This window comes from Pseudomonas sp. HT11 (genome assembly GCF_044875395.1).
Lineage (GTDB): Bacteria > Pseudomonadota > Gammaproteobacteria > Pseudomonadales > Pseudomonadaceae > Aquipseudomonas.
The window spans coordinates 2,344,157-2,363,236 of sequence record NZ_CP173217.1 but is presented as its reverse complement, the minus strand read 5'-3'; the positions used below and the strand labels follow the sequence as shown (position 1 = coordinate 2,363,236).

16 protein-coding genes are annotated in these 19,080 nt (G+C 60.7%); 15 read left to right on the top strand and 1 reads right to left on the bottom strand.

The window, feature by feature from the left end; all coding sequences use genetic code 11:
• The first annotated feature begins 5 nt into the window (after positions 1-5).
• The 11 genes from ABWL43_RS10960 (at position 6) to ABWL43_RS10910 (ending at position 13,763) form a co-directional block, all read left to right on the top strand.
• A complete protein-coding gene (locus ABWL43_RS10960; RefSeq protein ID WP_145163522.1) occupies positions 6-1,259 on the top strand; it encodes an enolase C-terminal domain-like protein in 1,254 nt (417 codons plus the stop codon).
• Between the two features lie 117 nt (positions 1,260-1,376).
• Positions 1,377-2,687, top strand: coding sequence for an MFS transporter (locus tag ABWL43_RS10955; protein WP_145163520.1), 1,311 nt, complete (start codon positions 1,377-1,379; stop codon positions 2,685-2,687).
• Between the two features lie 348 nt (positions 2,688-3,035).
• Positions 3,036-4,028, top strand: coding sequence for a transporter (locus ABWL43_RS10950; protein ID WP_145163518.1), 993 nt, complete (start codon positions 3,036-3,038; stop codon positions 4,026-4,028).
• A 15-nt stretch (positions 4,029-4,043) separates the two neighbouring features.
• Complete coding sequence (locus tag ABWL43_RS10945; RefSeq protein WP_145163516.1) at positions 4,044-5,225, top strand: MFS transporter; 1,182 nt, start codon at positions 4,044-4,046, stop codon at positions 5,223-5,225.
• Between the two features lie 35 nt (positions 5,226-5,260).
• Positions 5,261-6,706, top strand: a complete 1,446-nt coding sequence (locus ABWL43_RS10940; RefSeq protein WP_404487664.1) for a carotenoid oxygenase family protein — start codon at positions 5,261-5,263, stop codon at positions 6,704-6,706.
• Between the two features lie 234 nt (positions 6,707-6,940).
• The gene (locus tag ABWL43_RS10935; RefSeq protein WP_404487663.1) at positions 6,941-7,792 is read left to right on the top strand and encodes a fumarylacetoacetate hydrolase family protein; all 852 of its coding nucleotides are present in this window, start codon (positions 6,941-6,943) and stop codon (positions 7,790-7,792) included.
• Positions 7,793-7,795: 3 nt separating this feature from the next.
• Positions 7,796-8,617 carry an IclR family transcriptional regulator gene (locus ABWL43_RS10930; protein ID WP_369302693.1) on the top strand — a complete coding sequence of 274 codons (822 nt, stop codon included), beginning with the start codon at positions 7,796-7,798 and terminating at the stop codon, positions 8,615-8,617.
• A 21-nt stretch (positions 8,618-8,638) separates the two neighbouring features.
• Positions 8,639-10,285: a bifunctional 3-(3-hydroxy-phenyl)propionate/3-hydroxycinnamic acid hydroxylase gene (locus ABWL43_RS10925; protein WP_404487662.1), complete on the top strand. Its 1,647-nt coding sequence runs from the start codon at positions 8,639-8,641 to the stop codon at positions 10,283-10,285.
• A 22-nt stretch (positions 10,286-10,307) separates the two neighbouring features.
• Complete coding sequence (locus tag ABWL43_RS10920) at positions 10,308-11,156, top strand: VOC family protein (RefSeq protein WP_242200150.1); 849 nt, start codon at positions 10,308-10,310, stop codon at positions 11,154-11,156.
• Between the two features lie 72 nt (positions 11,157-11,228).
• Positions 11,229-12,707, top strand: coding sequence for an aldehyde dehydrogenase family protein (locus tag ABWL43_RS10915; protein WP_242200152.1), 1,479 nt, complete (start codon positions 11,229-11,231; stop codon positions 12,705-12,707).
• A 72-nt stretch (positions 12,708-12,779) separates the two neighbouring features.
• Positions 12,780-13,763, top strand: a complete 984-nt coding sequence (locus ABWL43_RS10910; RefSeq protein ID WP_145163502.1) for a helix-turn-helix domain-containing protein — start codon at positions 12,780-12,782, stop codon at positions 13,761-13,763.
• A 27-nt stretch (positions 13,764-13,790) separates the two neighbouring features.
• Here ABWL43_RS10910 and ABWL43_RS10905 read toward each other — a convergent pair whose 3' ends face one another.
• Positions 13,791-14,726, bottom strand: a complete 936-nt coding sequence (locus ABWL43_RS10905; RefSeq protein WP_145163500.1) for a helix-turn-helix domain-containing protein — start codon at positions 14,724-14,726, stop codon at positions 13,791-13,793.
• A gap of 359 nt (positions 14,727-15,085) precedes the next feature.
• Between ABWL43_RS10905 and ABWL43_RS10900 the strand changes: the two genes are divergently transcribed.
• The 4 genes from ABWL43_RS10900 to ABWL43_RS10885 all read left to right on the top strand — a co-directional run bounded on the left by ABWL43_RS10900 (position 15,086) and on the right by ABWL43_RS10885 (position 19,002).
• Positions 15,086-15,247, top strand: coding sequence for a hypothetical protein (locus ABWL43_RS10900; protein ID WP_369302697.1), 162 nt, complete (start codon positions 15,086-15,088; stop codon positions 15,245-15,247).
• Between the two features lie 42 nt (positions 15,248-15,289).
• Entirely contained in the window at positions 15,290-16,348 is a 1,059-nt protein-coding gene (locus ABWL43_RS10895; protein ID WP_404487661.1) for a phenylacetaldoxime dehydratase family protein, read from the top strand.
• 83 nt (positions 16,349-16,431) lie between these two features.
• Positions 16,432-17,298 (top strand): transporter, encoded by an 867-nt coding sequence (locus tag ABWL43_RS10890; RefSeq protein WP_404487660.1) that lies wholly within the window; start codon positions 16,432-16,434, stop codon positions 17,296-17,298.
• 189 nt (positions 17,299-17,487) lie between these two features.
• Positions 17,488-19,002 carry an amidase gene (locus ABWL43_RS10885; RefSeq protein ID WP_404487659.1) on the top strand — a complete coding sequence of 505 codons (1,515 nt, stop codon included), beginning with the start codon at positions 17,488-17,490 and terminating at the stop codon, positions 19,000-19,002.
• The last annotated feature ends 78 nt before the right edge of the window (positions 19,003-19,080 follow it).

Genomic DNA, 19,080 nt, shown 5'->3' with positions numbered 1-19,080 from the left:
GCGAGATGGAATCCATAACAATCACAAATGTAAAAACGATTCTCACCGCGCCAGGCGGCATTGATCTGGTGGTGGTAAAAGTGGAAACCAACCAGCCGGGGCTCTACGGCCTGGGCTGTGCAACGTTTACCCAGCGTATCTTCGCGGTCGAGGCGGCCATCGAGCAGTACATGAAACCCTTCCTGATCGGCAAGGATGCGCTGCGCACCGAAGACATCTGGCAGTCGGCGGCCGTCAGCGGTTACTGGCGCTCCGGGCCGATCATGAACAATGCACTGTCCGGTGTGGACATGGCGCTGTGGGACATCAAGGGCAAGGTCGCCGGGTTGCCGGTCTACCAGATGCTCGGTGGCCGCTGCCGCGATGGCGTGCCGTTGTACCGCCACTGTGACGGTGAAGATGAAGTCGCAGTGGAAGACAGCATTCGCGCAGCCATGGAAGAAGGCTATCAGCACGTGCGCTGCCAGATGGGCATGTACGGAGGCTCCGGCACCGAAGACCTGAAGCTGATCGCCGGCAAGCTGGCCAGGGCGAAAAACATCCAACCGAAAATCTCACCGCGCAACAAGACCCACGGTATCTACTTCGATCCGGATGCCTACTTGCGTGCCGTGCCCAAACTGTTCGATCACCTGCGCGACAAGCTGGGTTTCGGTGTCGAGTTCATTCACGACGTGCATGAACGCGTGTCGCCGATCGCCGCCGTGCAATTGGCGAAGAACCTCGAACAACACCAGTTGTTTTTCCTCGAAGACCCTGTTGCACCGGAAAACATCGAGTGGTTGAAAACCCTGCGCGCACAGAGTTCGACCCCGATTTCCATGGGTGAACTGTTCACCAACGTCAACGAATTCAAGCCGCTGATCCAGAACAACCTGATCGACTTTATCCGTTGCCATGTCAGCACGGTCGGCGGCATTACACCGGCGAAAAAAATCGCCACCTTCGCCGAGTTCCACGGTGTGCGCACGGCGTGGCATGGCCCGGGCGATATCTCGCCGGTCGGCGTGGCCGCCAACCTGCACCTGGACCTGAGCACCACCAACTTCGGCATCCAGGAATGGACCCCGCTCAACGACAATCTGCTGGACGTCTTCCCTGGCTGCCCGGAAATCGACCGTGGATACGCCTACCTCAGTGACCGGCCGGGTATCGGCGTGGACATCGACGAGGAAAAAGCCAAGCGCTATCCGTGCCAGGGCGGCATTCCAAGCTGGACCAATGCACGCCTGCCGGACGGCACGGCGGCGCGTCCCTGAAAGGTCCCGGGGGCGACGTCGGTCACCCCTCGCCTGGCGTCTGCGCCAAGGCCCCGGCGCTGATCCGCTGCACCTGAATGCAACACCCTCGATTACAACAATAATGAAGGGCTATTCATGAACACCATCAAAGAGACTGCTCTCTCGGCAGGAGACACCCGTGCCACTCGCGGGTCCAAGTCCGAGCGTTTTGCGATCAAACGCTGGCTCTACCTGATCCCGCTGATCTTCATCACTTACAGCCTGGCCTACCTCGATCGGGCGAACTACGGCTTCGCCGCCGCCTCCGGCATCGAGCAGGACCTGAACATCAGCAAGGGCACGTCCTCGCTGATCGGTTCGCTGTTCTTTCTAGGCTATTTCTTCTTCCAAGTGCCCGGCGCCATCTATGCCCAACGCTACAGCGTGCGCAAACTGGTGTTCTGCAGCCTGATCCTGTGGGGCTTCTGCGCCATGGCCACGGGCCTGGTGACCAATATCCCGATGCTGATGATCATTCGATTCTCACTGGGGGTGGTGGAGGCGGCAGTGATGCCGGCGATGCTGATCTTCATCAGCAACTGGTTCACCCGCAAGGAACGCTCACGCGCCAATACCTTTCTGATCCTCGGCAACCCGATCACGGTGTTATGGATGTCGGTAGTTTCCGGCTACCTGATCCACGCCTGGGGCTGGCGAGAAATGTTCATTATCGAAGGCGCACCGGCGGTGCTCTGGGCGTTTGTCTGGTGGCGCCTGGCGCGGGATAAACCCGAGGAAGTCAGTTGGCTGACTCGCGAGGAGAAAGACCGACTGGCCGCCACACTGGCCGACGAACAAAAAAACATGAAGGTGATGCGCAACTACCGTCAGGCATTCACCTCACCCTTGGTGATCAAGCTGTGTCTGGTGCATGCACTGTGGAGCATCGGCGTGTACGGCTTCATCATGTGGCTGCCGTCGATCATCAAGCAGGCCTCGGCGTCTGACATCGTCACCACCGGCTGGCTGAGTGCCGTGCCCTACGTGGCCGCAGTAGTGACCATGCTGGCGGTCTCTTGGGCCTCGGACAAAACCGGGCAGCGTAAACTGTTCGTCTGGCCGCTGCTGGCCCTCGGCGCCTTGGCCTTTCTGGGTTCTTACTTGCTGGGTTCGACGCACTTCTGGCTGTCATTCACCCTGCTGACCATTGCGGCGGCGGCGATGTACGCACCTTACGGCCCCTTCTTTGCGTTGATTCCGGAGTTGCTGCCGGCCAACGTATTCGGCGGTGCTATCGGGCTGATCAATGCCTGTGGCGCGCTGGGCGCATTTCTCGGTTCGTGGATCGTCGGCTACCTCATCGGCCTGACAGGCAATCCGGGAGCGGCCTATATTTTCATGACCGCAGGCATGCTGGCGGCGGCCGTCATCATGGGGTTAGTGGTGGTAAGCGAGAACCGCAGGTAATAAGACCACTGCTGAAATGATCGGATGGCCCCAGGACAACGATAGCGAGCCCGGGGCCCCGAACTTCCGGTGTTGGCCCTGCCCTGGGCAAAGTCGGTCCCTGTGGAGCGCATTGAGCGCTGTGCCTTGCGGCGTTCAAAACAGTCAGCGCCTGGTTGTTATCACTGCCCTCCTGAATGCCATAAGGCACACCAGGCATCACGTGCGCCACAAACCACAGCGCCATCAACCTGGCGCTCTCAGTCAACTCTGACCGCTGCGTTCAAGCAACAGCAAAGCTCAAGAATTAAAGTTGAAGCGCCAGGGGAAGCAACCCCAGCTCACAACTCCAATAATAGAGCGACGTCAATGAAACTGAACGCATCCTTGCCAGCGTGCCTGGCTTTCAGCTTCGTATCACTTGCCGCCCAGGCTGCTGAGGGCCCTCCTCCGCCTTCCGTCAGCCAGCCCAGCGGTATCAACCTGGGCGGCACCAGCTTCTACGACGGCTTCGCCGGGCCACCCGGGCTGACGCATCAGACCTACCTGAAGTTCAGTACGTCCAGCAGCATTCGTGACAATGCCGGCAAAGACAACCGCAACTTCGATAACCCGAAAATCAATGTCATTACCCTGATCAACCAATTCAGCTATTACTCACCCAACACCATCGGTGGCGGCGCGCACCTGGGCTGGAGCCTGTTGGTCCCGGTGGTCTCCCTGGACGGCGACTTTGGCGACAACGGTGTCAAGCTCAAGGACAACGGGGTCGGTCTGGGTGACGTTACCGTCGGCCCGCAGATCCAGTTCGACCCGATCGTCAACGCCGAGGGCCGGCCCGTGTTTGTGCAGCGCGTGGCCTTCGATACGATCCTGCCCACCGGCAAGTACGACAAACACAAGGACTTGAACCCCGGCTCCAATTACTTCTCCTTCAACCCCTACTGGGCCGCCACCTTGATGCCGGCACCGCGTTGGGAAGTGAGTTGGCGCTTGAACTACCTGTACAACTTCAAGAACGACGACCCGGCCAGCAGTTCGGCACAGTTCTATGAAGGGCGACCGGTGCGCGACACCCAGGCAGGGCAGTCCGCCTGGGCCAACTTCACGGCCTCGTACGAGGTGTTCCCGAAGGTCTCGGTCGGGATCAACGGCTATTACTTCAGGCAGATTTCAGATGACCAGGCCAACGGCGATCGCCTGAGCAATTCTCGCGAGAAGGTGCTCGGCATCGGCCCCGGCCTGTTCTGGAAAATAACCGAGGACAAGGCCTTCTGGCTCAATACCTATAAAGAGACCGGCGTGGAAAACCGCAGCAAAACCGATTACGCCGTGCAGGTTCGCTACGTTCACAAGTTCTGACTGAGGTGATGTTTGATGAATGCGCTCAACTCCATCGACAGCAAGAAATCACTGGGCGCTATTTGCCTGATGATGGTCATTTCCCTGGGCACGCTGCAGATCCAGCCGATCCTGGGTGGCGCGTTGATTGATCAGCTGGGTGTGCCGCTCAATGCCATCGGCGTGATTTTCGCCGCTGAGCTGATCGCGATGGCCATCGCCTGCGGCGTATGTGCGCTGCTGATGGCACGTGTCGACCGCCGCCGCTTTGCGCTGGTTGCCTTGTTGATATTGGCCGCCGGCAACCTGGTCAGCACCCAGCTTCACAGCCAGGCGTGGCTGGTGGTTTTCAGGGTGATCTGCGGTGCCAGCGGTGGCGCGGTCATGGCGGTGGTGTATGCAACCGCTGCACTGCGCAGGTCAAAAGACGCGACATTTGCCGTGATCAATATCGGCAACCTGCTCTGGGGCATGCTGCTGGTGACGTCCATGCCCCTGCTCTTGCAGGCGTTTGGCGTGCAAGGTGCCTTTTTCCTGCTGGCCATCACCAGCCTGCTTGCCGCACTGGGTTGCTGGAGAATACCCAGGCACTACTCAGACGCCCATCGCATTGCTCACGGTGCGGCCCGGCCGTTCGGGCTGACCTCCATGCTGCTGATCGCACTGTTTGCGCTGCTGTTTTTCGGGCATTCCGCCCTGTGGGTGTATCAGGAGCGAATCGGCAAGAGTCTGGGCCTGGAGCCCCAGCAAATCGGCGCCATCCTCGGTGGCAGCATCCTGGCCGGCGCCCTGGGTGCGGGACTCTCCGGGATGATCGGACGACGCCTGGGTTTGTTGTTCCCGCAACTGTTGAGTTTTGGCACCGCATTGCTGGCGACGCTGATCATGGTCTACGGCGACAGTACCGTTGCGTTCGCCACCACGGCTTGCCTGATTCATATGGTGTGGTTTTTCAGCTTGCCGTACCTGCTTTCGATGGCCGCCGAACTGGACCCCTCCGGTCGATTGGCGGGCCTGGGCAACGCCGCGATTTTCGTCGGCCAAGGGCTTGGCCCCTTTGGCGCCGCGCTGGTGGTGGGTGATGGACACTTTCGCGCGGTGGGCTGGCTGGCCGCCTGCGCTTATGTGCTGGCCTTGATCATCTCGTGCCTGGTGGTGGCTCGCTTCCGTCGAGGCGTGAAGCCTTGTGGGCAGGCGCTCTCGACGCAATCGGCCTGAATGTCATTAACGAAACCGATCCATGAGATGAAGCGATGAATACTCCATTCCCCAACACCCCCGAATTTTCCGGGGCGCTGTACACACCCAGCCGCGTCGAAGGCGAGGTGTATGACCTTGAGGTTGAAGGCGCGATCCCCGAAGCGATCCGTGGCACCTTTTACCAGGTGTCACCGGACCCGCAGTACCCGCCCATGCTGGGCACCGATATATTCTTCAACGGCGACGCCCTGGTCAGCGGCTTTTACTTTGCCGATGGCAAGGTCTCGCTGCGCCGCCGCTACGTGTTGACCGACCGATTGGTCGCTCAACGCCGTGAAGGACGTTCGCTCAATGGTGTGTACCGCAACGCCTACACCAACGACCCGCTCGCGGCAAAAAACAACACCACCGCCAACACCTCGGTGATCGCGCACAACAACGTCCTGCTGGCACTCAAGGAGGATGCCATGCCCTGGGCGCTGGACCCGCAGACACTGGAGACCCTCGGCGAGTGGAATTTCGACGGGCAAATCGACGCTGCGACCTTCACGGCCCACCCCAAGCTCGACCCGGTCACCGGAAACCTGCTGGCCTTCAGTTACGAAGCCAAAGGCGACGGCACACCCGACATGGCCTATTTCGAGATTTCGCCGCAGGGGAAACTGCTGCATGAGATCTGGTTCCAGGCGCCCTACGCCGCGATGGTCCACGACTTCGCGGTCACCGAGCATTACGTGGTGTTCCCACTGATCCCCTTGACGGTGGACGTCGAACGCATGAAAAACGGCGGCCAGCATTTCCAGTGGCAGCCCGAGCTGCCCCAGCTGTTTGCCGTGGTGCCCCGCCATGGACACGCGCGGGACGTGCGCTGGTTCAAGGGGCCCAAGGACGGCTTCCAGGGCCATACCCTGAATGCCTTCGACGCAGACGGGAAAATCTACCTGGACATGCCGGTCACCGGCGGCAATATTTTCTATTTCTTCCCCCAAGCGGACGGCTTCGTACCACCGCCGGAAACCCTGGCAGCCAGCCTGATGCGCTGGGTGTTCGACCTCCACAGCTCACAGGATGAACTGCAACCCCAGGCACTGACGGACTACCCCTGTGAGTTTCCCCGCTGCGATGACCGCTACATAGGCCGCCAGTATGAACACGGGTTCTTGCTCGCCTTCGATCCGCAGCGGCCCTATAACCCGTCGAACGGGCCGATGCCGTTTCAGTTCTTCAACCTGCTGGCGCACCTCAACCTGACAACCGGCGTCACCGATGCCTGGTTCCCCGGTGACAGCGGATGCTTTCAGGAACCCATTTTCATTCCACGCTCGGCTGAGGCACCGGAAGGTGATGGCTACGTGGTCTGCCTGCTCAACCTGATTGCCGAAGGCCGCAGCGAACTGGTGGTACTGGACTCGGCTGACATGTCAGCGGGCCCTATCGCACGCATCAAAATCCCGTTTCGCATGCGCATGTCGCTGCACGGCTGCTGGGTGCCACGTTAAGTCGGCCTGGCATTCCCCTCTCCTCCAATAGCCACACCCGTCGCCATCCACCCCCCATGGAATGGCGCGGGTTGCTTGGCGTTGGAAATCTCGATTCGATGATCGAACACAAAAACCACATTTATTCCGCAATACGAGATTTATGCATAAATCCCACTTTACAGGATTAATGCATAAGCCTAGATTAACCCCATTACTGCCCCGCTCCCGTTCCCCTTTCCGAGAGGACGCTTCATGAAATTCGCAAGCTTCGTTGTTCAAGGCCGCACGACTTACGGTGTGGTTGACGGTGATCAGATAATCGACCTGGAATCGGTCAAGGCCACCTTTGGCGCCGACCTCAAGCAGGCGATTGCCGTCAACCGCCTGGGAGAACTGACCCAGGCCGTGCTCGCGCCACTGCCACGCGTGGCACTGGCAGACGTGACGTTCCTGCCGGTTATCGCGAACCCCGGCAAAGTGCTGTGCATCGGCATCAACTACGCCACCCACGTGCGTGAAACCGGCCGTGAAATGCCGACTTACCCGATGATTTTCACGCGTTTCGCCGACAGCCAGGTGGCCCACCTGCAACCGATCATTCGCCCCAAGGCTTCGCACAAGCTGGATTTCGAAGGCGAGCTCGCGGTGGTCATTGGCAAAACCGCACGGCACGTCAAAGCGACGGATGCACTGGACTATGTGGCCGGCTATGCCTGCTACAACGATGGCAGCATCCGCGACTGGCAGAAGCACACGATCCAGTTCGTGCCTGGCAAGAATTTTCCGAGCACCGGCGGTTTCGGTCCTTGGCTGGTGACCGGCGATGAAATCGGCGACCCCCAGGACCTGGAATTGACCACGCGCCTGAACGGCGAAGTGATGCAACACACCCGCACCAGCGACATGATTTTCGACGTGCGCCAATTGATCGAGTACTGCTCAACCTTCACCGAACTGGCGCCCGGCGATGTGATTGTCAGCGGTACCACCGGTGGTGTCGGCGCCTTCCGCGAACCGCCGGTCTGGATGAAGCCTGGCGATACCGTCGAGGTCGAGATATCCGGTATCGGCATCCTGCACAACAGCATCGCCGACGAGCAGTAAGCCATGAAGCCAGTGTCTGAATCACAAGCCCCGCCGGAACAGGACGCCGATAACAAAGGCTCGAGCCTGGAACGCATGCTGCGGGTCCTGGATTTATTCACCGAAGCCAGCCCGATCTGGGCGGTCGACGTAATGGGCGCGGAACTCGGTTATACCCGCTCGACCATCTACCGCTACGTTCGCGAACTGGCCGAGGCGAGCCTGTTGTTTCAAGTCGAGGCCGGACGTTACGCGCTGGGCGCGCGGATTATCACTTGGGACCGCCAATTGCGCCTCAGCGACCCCTTGGTGCGCGCGGCACAGTCCCTGGAGCAGGACCTGCCGCGCTGGAGCGAGCAGCAAGTGTGGCTGATCTGCCGGCTGTTCAAGGACCAGGTGGTGTGCATCCACCAACAGGGCGAGTTGTTCAGTGAGGTCAGCTATTCCCGTGGTTCACCCAGGCCGCTGTTCCTCGGCGCCACCTCGAAAGCGATCCTCGCCAACATGACTTCGCGCCAGCACAACCAACTGTTCCTGGAAAACCCCGACGAAGTCCGCGCCAGCAACCTGGGCCACACCTGGGAACAGTTCCGCCGCTCACTGCAGCAACTACGCCGTCAGGGGTATGTCGCCAGCGCGGCTGAAATTGATCCCGGTGTCTACGGCCTGGCGGCGCCGATCCTCGACAGCGACGGCAAGGTGGTTGGCAGCATCAGCTGCGTTCGTCCGATCGAGGAGCGCGACAACACCCTGGAAGCGCAACAAGGGGCACAGATGCTCAGCCTCGCGCAGGCGCTTTCGCAACGCATGGCGGCGCTCACCCACGCCCCCCGACAGCCGGACTGAAACCTTTGGAAGGGAATAACAATGACAACCCTCAACAGCTTCAGCACTCAAGTCCTGATCATCGGTGCCGGCCCCACCGGGCTGACCCTGGCCAACCTGCTCGGCCAGGCCAATGTCGACACGCTGATCATCGACCGCAAGGCCGGTACCGTGACCGAACCCCGCGCCGTCTCGATCGACGATGAATCCCTGCGCACCATGCAGGCGATCGGGCTGGATGACGCCGTACTGCGCGACGTGGTGCCCGGCTACGGCGTGCACTACTTTACCCGCCCGGGCGGTCGTTGCTTTGGCAAGGTCGAGCCCACCGGCAAGGTATACGGGTTTCCCAAACGTAACGCCTTTCGCCAGCCGTTGTTTGAAAGCACGCTGAAAAACGGCCTTGAGCGCTTTGCGAGCCTGACAGCACGCTTCAATCACGAACTGCTGGAGTTCACTCAAGATCAACACGGCGTGCGTGCGTTGATCATGGACGCCGATGGCCAACTGCTCGACGTCAAGGCCAGCTACCTGATCGCCTGCGACGGCGGGCGCAGCCCGGTGCGCAAGCAACTGGGGATCGAGATGGTCGGGTCCAGCTTCGCCTCACGCTGGCTGGTGGTCGATACCGACCAGGACGACGATCCGTTCTGGCAGACCCGCGTGTACTGCGATGCCAGACGCCCGGTCGTGGAAGTACCCGGCCCGCACCGCACACGGCGCTTCGAGTTCCAGCTCAAGCCTGGGGAAGCCGATGCGCAAGCACTGAGCCCCGAGAGCCTGCACACACTGCTTCGTCCGTTCAAGGGGGATGCCCCGGTGTCCATCGTGCGCAAGACGGTCTACACCTTTCACGCTCGCGTTGCCGAGCGTTGGCAGGTGGGCCGCGTCTTTCTCGCCGGCGATGCCGCACACTTGACCCCGCCCTACGCCGGGCAAGGGATGAACAGCGGCGTTCGCGATGCCCACAATCTTGGCTGGAAGCTGATCGGCGTCATCAAGGGAAAAATGGCCGCGACCGCCCTGCTGTCCTACGAAAGCGAGCGGCGCGACCATGCCTGGGCCTTGATCAAGCTGGCCCTGAACCTGGGCGTGGTCATGGCCCCGGCCACCGTACTGCGGGCTCGTTTGATCAGCGCGGCCTTCGCATTGATCGGCCTGGTGCCACCGCTGCGCGATTATTTCCTGCAAATGCGCTTCAAGCCCAAGCCGCGGTTTACCAAAGGCCTGGTGCTGCCCGAAGGCAAGGCGGGAAAGCTAGCCTGTGGGCAAATGTTTCCTCAACCATTGCTGACCGACGCCCAAGGCCATGCCCACCTGCTGGACGCGAGCCTCGGGGACGGCTTTGCGCTTATTCAATATGGCGACCCTGCCCACCAGCGTCTTGACCAACTGCACCACGGTCTTTGGGACCACCTGGAAGCCAAGCGCATCCTGATCCTGCCCGCGCACTGGCAGACACTGCCCTCGCTCCCGGGCTGCACCGTGCTGCAAGACCGTGAAGAGGCGCTCAAGGGCGTGCTCGGCGACAGCCAACAGTTTTTGCTGCTACGCCCGGATCGCTATATCGCCGCCATCTTCGACATGGCCACCCAAGACCAGACCGCCGAATCATTGCAGACGCTGTTCGGCATCACCCTGACGAACAACTGCGCGGCTGAGCCACGCATGGCACCCGTCTACCCCTGAACCTTCAGCCCCAGAGGTGTTTATGCAAACCTTGCAGACTTCCACACCCGCACGCCTGTGCTATCTGCACCTGGCAAGCAAAGATCCCCAGCAGCAAGTCGAGTTCTATCGGCGTCTGCTGGACATGGACGGCCTGGCGCAAGCCGACGGCAGTTGGCTGCTCCAGGGGCCCCAGCGAGCCATGCTGATTTCGCCCGCCGACCACAGCGGCCTGCTCGCCGCGGCGTACGACCTGGGCAGCCAGCCGCGCTTGAGCGAGCTGCACGCGCGCCTGGTAGCCAAAGGGTGCAGCGTCGAACCGCTCGACTCGCCGTTGCTGGAAGCGGGCGCCTTTCAAATCCGTGATCCCCAGGGACGGCAAACCGTCTTTGGCGTCGCCCGCAACGCATCCACGGCCAACCCCAAGGGCATGCCGGGACGCCTGCAGCACGTGGTGTTCCAGACCACCGAACTGGAAGCGATGATCGACTTCTACGTCAACACAGTGGGCTTTACCGTCTCGGACAATGTCGTGGACGAGCAAAGCGGCCAGCTCACCACCTGTTTCCTGCGCTCGGACGATGAGCACCATTCACTGGCGTTTTTCCGCGGTTCGAAAAACGAATGGGACCACCATTGCTACGAAACCAATGAATGGAACGACATTCGCGACTGGGGCGACCGTTTCGCCAAGGAGCGCATCACCCTGTTCTTCGGCCCGGGTCGCCACGGTCCCGGCAACAATCTGTTCTTCATGGTGGTCGACGCTGACCGCAACCGCCTGGAGTTCTCTGCCGAGCTGGAAATCACCGAAGCCAGCCGTCCACCCGGGGTCTGGCCACAAGAGGAATACACCCTCAATTCCTGGGGGCGCGCCTGGATCCGAAGCTGAATACGTTCAACCACAGGGCCTGCCCTCTCCTCCCCTTAAATTGACGCGGCTACCTGCCTCTAAGGTAAGACAATGACAACTCCAATCATCGCGCCCTACGCCATCAACGGCGACCAGTACATCAACGGCACCTGGCGTGCAGGTCGTTCTGCACGACGCCTGGACGACCGCAACCCCTTCAACGGCGAGTCCTTGCTGGAAATGCCCCTGGCCTCGGTGGCCGACCTGGACGACGCCTACCAGGCCGCCCGGCGCGCGCAAACCGATTGGGCAGCGCTGCACCCGACCCAACGCAGCGCGCAGTTGGAAAAACTCGCCCAGGTCATCCAGAACCGTCGCGAAGAAATCATCGACTGGCTGATCCATGAGTCCGGCAGCACCCGTATCAAGGCGGGCATGGAATGGCAATTCACCCTCAGCCTGGTGCGCGAGTGCGCAACGCTGCCGATGCAGGTCGAGGGCCGGATCCTGACCAGCTACAAGCCTGGCGAACAGAGCTTCGTGTTTCGCGAGCCACTGGGGGTGGTCGGTGTAATCAGCCCGTGGAACTTCCCGCTGTACCTGAGCATGCGCTCAGTGGTCCCGGCACTCGCGCTGGGCAATACCGTGGTACTCAAGCCGGCCAGCGATACGGCGGTCACCGGCGGCCTGCTGATTGCCCATCTGTTCGAAGAAGCCGGTTTCCCGGCGGGCTCGCTGAACGTGGTGGTCGGCGCAGGTTCGGAGATAGGCGATGCGTTCGTCGAGCACCCGATACCGAGCCTGATCTCCTTCACCGGCTCCACGGATGTGGGCCGCAATGTCGGACGTATCGCCACCGGCGGCAAGCACATCAAGCGCGTGGCGCTGGAGCTGGGCGGTAACGCGCCGCTGGTGGTGCTGGCGGATGCGGACATCGAGATAGCGGCACATGCCGCAGTGGTCGGGCGCTTCCTGCACCAGGGCCAGATCTGCATGAGCGTCAACCGGGTTATTGTCGACCGCTCGCTGTATGCCGACTTCGCGGCGCTGGTGGTCGAGCGCGTGCGCAACCTCAAGACCGGTGACCCGGCCCTGGCCGACACGGTGATCGGGCCGGTGGTCAACCAGAGCCAGCTCGATGGCCTGCTGGGTAAAATCGACGCCGCCGAGCGCGCCGGCCTCAAGCAATTGTGCGGCGGCCAGGCGCGCGGCCTGGTGCTGCCGGCCCATGTGTTCGGCGAAGTGGGTCCCGACCAGGCCCTGGCCCGGGATGAAACCTTCGGGCCGTTGTTGCCGCTGATGGTGGCAGAAAATCAGGCGCATGCCCTGGAGTTGGCCAACGCAAGCGAGTACGGTCTGTCGAGTGCGGTGTTTACCCGCGACATGGCGCGCGGCTTGAGTTTTGCCCGTGGGATTGTGGCGGGCATGACCCACATCAACGACATTACCGTCGATGATCAGCCGAATGCTCCTTTTGGCGGCGAAAAGAACTCCGGCCTGGGGCGCTTCAACGGCCACTATGCTCTGGACGAATTTACCCGTGCACATTGGGTCACCTGGCAAGCCGGGGGCCATCACTACCCGTTCTGATCGCGTGCCAGGATCGGGCAAGGCTCAGCCTTCGCCCGGTCAGCCAACACCAAAAATAAAAAGGGCGAAACAATGAATAATCTAGCCTGTGTGTCCACCGAACAGGTCGTTTGTTCTGACCGGCTGATGAAGTGGAAAGAGTTCATGAGTGATCACCTGGGCCGCACGCCGGAGTATATAAAGCGCCTGGAATCCACCAGCATCGACCCGTTGCAGGACGGCAACTTCCAGGGCCGGCTGGAATACGGTGACCTGGGCCAACTGCGTTTTTGCCGCATGACCGCCAGCGCCCATCGTTACTCACGCCACCTGAGCCAGGCGCTCGACGTGCTCGACACGCCGCGCATGCTGATCCTGCAAATCGCCGGGGTCAGTCATTTCGACCAAGGCCAGCAACACAGCACCGTCGCGCCGGACGAAATGCTGCTGGTCGATTGCGGCAAACCCTTTAGCGTCACGAGCCCCCAGGGCTGCGAGCACTTTCTGCTACTGTTCCAGGGCGCCAACGGGCAACTGAAACACCCCGGCGACATGCACCTGAACGCCCGCAATGGGCTGGGCCGCATGCTGATGCACCTGATCAGCGACGCCTACCAGCACTATCCGTTGCTCAACAGCCACTCGGCCGCACTGATCGGCGACAGTATCGCCGGGCTGCTGGACAACGCGCTGAAGAACAAGCAGGACGAAAAACAACTCGAACATGACTTCCGCTTCTTCAAGCAGAACCGCCTCAAGGCTTATATCGAGCGCCACCTGGCTGACCGCGACCTGAGCACCGAACGCATCGCCAACGCAGAGCAGTGCTCGGTGCGCAGTTTGCACCGCGCGTTTCAGGATGAGTTGGGGTGCAGTGTCAGCGAATACATCTGGCAGCGTCGGCTGTCCCGTTGCGCCGAGGACCTGCGCAACCGCGAACAAGCCCATCGTTCCCTGACCGAGATCGCCTATGCCTGGGGCTATGGCAGCAGCTCGCACTTCAGCCGGCACTTCAAATCGACATTTGGCATGTCGCCCCGATTGTTCCGGGAAACGGCCAGCGAAAGCCGGGGTTAGTCGCCAGCCGTTTGCGCATCAAGCGCCTCAACTTCGACGCAAGAGGGTATTGGGCGCAACACCAAAGGCCTTGCGAAACGCGTGACTGAAATGGGAGAAGTCAGAAAACCCGAAGTCCAGCGCCGCCTGGGACACGCTGCGCACCTGGCCGCGCTCGATCGCCTCACGGCTGGCATTCAGACGCTCCTTCCAAATCTCTGCAACCGGGGTTTTCTGGTACCGCGCGAAGGCGCGCGTAACGGTTCGCGTGGACACATTGTGGGCTTGCGCGATGACTTCAATCGACAGGTCCGGCTCGGTCAGGTGCCGTTGAATGTACTTCATGATGCGGCCGTAGAGGTCCAGCTCCTGGTGGGTTGTCTTCAGGTCCTGGAGTTCCAGGCTGATCACCAGCAGGTCAATCAATGCGCCTGAATAACGATTCGAGATGTGCTCATCCTGCAACGACGTCGGTGCGCTCGCAGCCTGTCGCAACATTTCACGCAGTGGAATGACGCCGGGGCGCCGGTCGTCGAGGACCATCGCCGTGTAATCGGCGATCCGTGGCAGACGCTCGGTCAACAAGGCTCGCGGAATACGGACCAGGTGGTTTTCGGTACCACCGAAGCTGAATCGAAACGCTTGAGTTGCGTCATAAAGAAACAAATTTCCGGTTGCCAGGTTGGCTTTTCTTCCGCCTTGCTCAATTTGTCCATGGCCATTTCGGGAGAAGCCCAACCATAAGTCTTCAGCCGGTCCGCTGCGCAGGTGCCGCTCGGAGCGTTCCCAGTAATGCAGCGGCGATGACAACGAACAGATGTCCAGATCGCCAACAGTGTTGATGGCAAGCGCTCCGTCAAAACTGCTCTGGGACAAGGGTTTGCTATCTGCCGACAGGCAATGGCGGCAAACCACCTCTTTCCAGTAATCAAAGCGACGGGGCGCCGCTACGGCAAGGGTCGAATACTGCGTGCTTGGGTTCATGGCACTGACCTCAACAACGATGCAATTGACGCTCGATAGGTTTGATTTGCGGCCAATATCCAGCCTTCAAAAGCAATTAGCAGGCCAAGCGCAGCCGCAGGCCTCTTCAGGTGCCGCCGTGCGATTTCCATCGAGACGTTCGCCAGGCTTCGGTGCTATCGCCTTCGCCGTCATCCCCATTTAGAAGCACCGCACGTCACGCGGTTGGCTCACGTGCACCAACGCGGACCACAGGTGCAATTGCAGTTCAGCATTGTCTTTTCCAACCAAACGGTTGTCTCGTCGAACAAAGCGCGCCCTCGCCGCCCAGCCTAATTTCCACCTCACAGCAGCTCACCCCTCCGCTGATGAGGCATGCCATGCATCGACCCTATTCACAACGAATGGCTGATTCCTCCTGGCTTCTGCAAAGGCGCGACCTCGCACCTGAAGAGTCGGCTTATTGGTTGATTGAATGGGGGGCCATGACGCTGCTGCACCGATGGCAGGTCGCCAAGCGCGACCTGCCGCCGAAGCGCTGACGCCCACCCGTAGGCCTGAACGAAAATAACGAGGAGCTCAACATGGAATCTGCAATCGACACACATCTCAAATGCCCACGCACCCTGTCCCGCCGTGTGCCCGACGAGTATCAACCGCCGTTCCCGATGTGGGTCGCGCGCGCTGACGAGCAGCTGGAACAGGTGGTGATGGCCTATCTCGGCGTGCAATATCGTGGCGAGGCCCAGCGCGAGGCTGCATTGCAGGCAATGCGCTATATCGTCGGCAGCTTCAGCCTGGCCGATGGCCCGCAAACCCATGATTTGACCCACCACACCGACAGCAGCGGTTTTGATAATTTGATTGTGGTCGGGTACTGGAAAGACCCTGGCGCCCACTGTCGCTGGTTGCGCTCATCCCAGGTCAATGACTGGTGGAGTTCGCCGGATCGGCTCAGTGACGGCCTGGGCTATTTCCGCGAAATCACCGCCCCGCGCGCCGAGCAGTTCGAGACCTTGTACGCCTTCCAGGAAAACTTGCCCGGTGTCGGCGCAGTCATGGATACCACCAGTGGCGAGATCGAAGAACACGGTTACTGGGGCTCGATGCGCGACCGCTTCCCGATCTCCCAGACCGACTGGATGAAGCCCACCACTGAGCTGAAAGTGGTCGCGGGTGACCCTGCCAAAGGCGGACGGGTCGTGGTGCTGGGGCATGACAACCTCACCCTGATTCGTTCAGGCCAGGATTGGGCGGATGCCGAGGCGGACGAACGCTCGCTGTACCTCGACGAAATTTTGCCAACCTTGCAGGACGGCATGGACTTCCTGCGTGACAACGGCCAACCCCTGGGCTGCTACAGCAACAGGTTCGTGCGCAATATCGACATGGACGGCAACTTTCTCGACCTGAGCTACAACATCGGCCATTGGCGCTCGGTGGAAAAACTCGAACGCTGGGCCGAATCCCACCCTACCCACCTGCGTATTTTCGTGACGTTCTTCCGCGTGGCCGCGGGTTTGAAAAAGTTACGGCTGTACCACGAAGTGTCCGTGTCAGACGCCAAGAGCCAGGTATTCGAGTACATCAACTGTCACTCGCAGACCGGCATGTTGCGCGACGCGCTGTCGCCAACCGCCTGAGCGCCATCGGCGCTTACAGCCCAATTTCGGCTTCCTTGCCACCCTCCCCGGGTGGCCCGGTCTCCCTGTGCGAGGAATAAAAGATGAATAAGATTCGCCTGCTGACACTCTCCACCCTGTTGCCCGTACTTCACGCGAATGCCGGTGAAGTAGCCCCTGGCGACTATGAGCAATACCCGGTCGGCGCGACCATCGGTGCGATTTATTACCAGCACTCCACCACGGACTCGGCTTACGCCAACGGGCACAAGGTCAGCTCTGACTACAGGTTGAGCTCAGACGTCGGCATTCTGCGTCTGCTCCATGTCTACGCGCTCAGTGACACGGTCACCATCGACCCGCAATTCCTTTTGCCGTTCGGGCACGTCTCCAGTGCAGGTGATGCCTCGACGCTGGGCAGTACCCGTGGCGTCGGCGACTTGATCCTGACCGCGCCGGTCAAGTGGCGGCTCAACGAAGCCCGCGACACCCTCAGTGTCGCCCCCTATCTGTACGTACCCACTGGCACTTACGACAAGAATGACGCGCTGAATATCGGTGAGAACCGCTGGAAGTTCGAACTGCAGAGTGCCTACGTCAAGCACTTCACAGAACAATGGGCAATGGACCTGGTCGGCGGCGCTACCTGGTATGGCGACAACACTGATTATGGTGCGAATGCCGACCGTATGAAGCAAGACGTTTCCTACGCAGCACAGATCATGGGCCGTTACATGCCGGACGCCACCACCGCATTTGCTATCGGCTTCGGGCGCACCTGGGGAGGCGAGACGAACGTCGAGCACGTCAATCAGGATAACGAGTTGGGGACAACCAACTTCCGTCTGACGGCCACCAAATTCGTCACCCCCAAGGACCAGATCCAACTGCAGTTGGGCAAGGATCTCTCGGTGGACTATGGCGCCAAGGAGGACTTTCGCATGAACCTGCGTTACGCCCGCATCTTTTGACGCAAGCGTCCACCGGACAGCCATCGCAGACCTCTGCTGCCTTGGCGCAGGGCTGTCCGGCTCAGCCAAGTCGATGTCTTTTTCAACCAAGCCTGCGACCGCAGGCGCGGACTATCTTGAGCACCAAGCCCACCGATATTGACGAGTACACAGTGCTCTTCGGCCACTGACGATAAGGACCGCCCCACCATGGCAATCGTTCGCCCCACCCTTGAGCAGCTATTGGATATCGCGAGCAGCCTGCACATGCAGCTCAGCCCCGAGCAAGCTGATGAATACTTGCTTCTTATGCAGTCAAGCTTCGACGCTTACGACCTGATTGACGAGTTGCCCGACTTTATCCCGCCTGTACGTTACGAACGCAGCTCGGGCTATCGTCCATCGGCCGCACACAACCCACTGAACGCCTGGTACTTGCGCACGGAAGTCAGCGGCGCCCGTGAAGGCAAACTGGCCGGTAAAACGGTCGCGCTCAAGGACAATATTTCACTGGCTGGCGTGCCCATGATGAATGGTGCCAAGCCGCTGGAGGGCCACGTTCCAGCGTTCGACGCCACCGTCGTCACCCGATTGCTGGATGCGGGCGCAACCATCCTCGGCAAGGCCACGTGCGAGCATTACTGCCTGTCCGGTGGCAGTCACACCTCCGACCCCGCACCGGTGCACAACCCTTATCGCCATGGGTTTGCCTCGGGTGGATCGTCTTCCGGCAGCGCGGCGCTGGTTGCCGCGGGCGAGGTCGACCTGGCAGTCGGCGGCGACCAGGGCGGGTCCATCCGGATTCCTTCCGCATTCTGCGGCACCTACGGCATGAAGCCGACCCACGGCCTGGTGCCTTACACCGGAATCATGGCCATCGAAGCGACCATCGATCATGCCGGCCCCATCACCGCCAATGTGCGCGACAACGCCTTGATGCTGGAGGTGATGGCCGGCGCGGACGGGCTCGATCCGCGACAAGCCGCCCCGCAGGTCGACACGTACAGCGATTACCTGGAGCGCGGCGTGAGCGGTCTCAGGATCGGCATCCTGCGCGAAGGCTTCGAACTGGCCAACCAGGACCCGCGTGTGGCTTCGTCTGTACGCAATGCCATCGCACGGTTTTCGCAGCTGGGCGCGCAGGTCGAGGAGGTGTCGGTACCGGAACACAAGATTGCCGGTTCGCTGTGGCACCCCATCGGCTGTGAGGGCCTGACGATGCAGATGATGCACGGCAATGGGGCCGGCTTTAACTGGCAAGGGCTGTATGACGTCGGGTTGCTGGACAAGCAAGCCGGATGGCGCGATCAGGCCAATGACCTGTCGGCCTCTCTCAAGCTGTGCATGTTCGTCGGTCAATACGGTGTCGAGCGCTACAACGGCCGTTTCTACGCCAAGGCGCAAAACCTCAGGCGCCTGGCACGCTCCGCTTATGACGCGGCATTGGCGCGCTATGACCTGCTGGTGATGCCTACCGTGCCGATCATTGCCCAGCCCCACCCGGAGCCGGGTTGCTCGATCACCGAGTATGTGGCCCGAGCCCTGGAAATGATCGGCAACGCCTCCGCCCAGGACATCACCGGCCATCCAGCCATGTCGATTCCCTGCGGCCTGGTAGACGGCTTACCTGTCGGGCTCATGCTGGTGGGCAAATACTATGCCGAAGGCACGATTTACCAGGCTGCCGCGGCGTTCGAAGCGTCTGTTGACTGGAAAAACTCTTAGCCGGTCCTGCAGCGCCAAAAGAAGCAGCGCAAAAAGAATAAGCCGTCAGGCGCTGCCTGGAAGATCAACGATGAGGAA

Bases quoted from the DNA above. Each gene is read 5' to 3' on its own strand.
- ABWL43_RS10960 (WP_145163522.1), top strand. From the start codon at position 6: ATGGAATCCATAACAATCACAAATGTAAAAACGATTCTCACCGCGCCA.
- ABWL43_RS10955 (WP_145163520.1), top strand. From the start codon at position 1,377: ATGAACACCATCAAAGAGACTGCTCTCTCGGCAGGAGACACCCGTGCC.
- ABWL43_RS10950 (WP_145163518.1), top strand. From the start codon at position 3,036: ATGAAACTGAACGCATCCTTGCCAGCGTGCCTGGCTTTCAGCTTCGTA.
- ABWL43_RS10945 (WP_145163516.1), top strand. From the start codon at position 4,044: ATGAATGCGCTCAACTCCATCGACAGCAAGAAATCACTGGGCGCTATT.
- ABWL43_RS10940 (WP_404487664.1), top strand. From the start codon at position 5,261: ATGAATACTCCATTCCCCAACACCCCCGAATTTTCCGGGGCGCTGTAC.
- ABWL43_RS10935 (WP_404487663.1), top strand. From the start codon at position 6,941: ATGAAATTCGCAAGCTTCGTTGTTCAAGGCCGCACGACTTACGGTGTG.
- ABWL43_RS10930 (WP_369302693.1), top strand. From the start codon at position 7,796: ATGAAGCCAGTGTCTGAATCACAAGCCCCGCCGGAACAGGACGCCGAT.
- ABWL43_RS10925 (WP_404487662.1), top strand. From the start codon at position 8,639: ATGACAACCCTCAACAGCTTCAGCACTCAAGTCCTGATCATCGGTGCC.
- ABWL43_RS10920 (WP_242200150.1), top strand. From the start codon at position 10,308: ATGCAAACCTTGCAGACTTCCACACCCGCACGCCTGTGCTATCTGCAC.
- ABWL43_RS10915 (WP_242200152.1), top strand. From the start codon at position 11,229: ATGACAACTCCAATCATCGCGCCCTACGCCATCAACGGCGACCAGTAC.
- ABWL43_RS10910 (WP_145163502.1), top strand. From the start codon at position 12,780: ATGAATAATCTAGCCTGTGTGTCCACCGAACAGGTCGTTTGTTCTGAC.
- ABWL43_RS10905 (WP_145163500.1), bottom strand. From the start codon at position 14,726: ATGAACCCAAGCACGCAGTATTCGACCCTTGCCGTAGCGGCGCCCCGT.
- ABWL43_RS10900 (WP_369302697.1), top strand. From the start codon at position 15,086: ATGCATCGACCCTATTCACAACGAATGGCTGATTCCTCCTGGCTTCTG.
- ABWL43_RS10895 (WP_404487661.1), top strand. From the start codon at position 15,290: ATGGAATCTGCAATCGACACACATCTCAAATGCCCACGCACCCTGTCC.
- ABWL43_RS10890 (WP_404487660.1), top strand. From the start codon at position 16,432: ATGAATAAGATTCGCCTGCTGACACTCTCCACCCTGTTGCCCGTACTT.
- ABWL43_RS10885 (WP_404487659.1), top strand. From the start codon at position 17,488: ATGGCAATCGTTCGCCCCACCCTTGAGCAGCTATTGGATATCGCGAGC.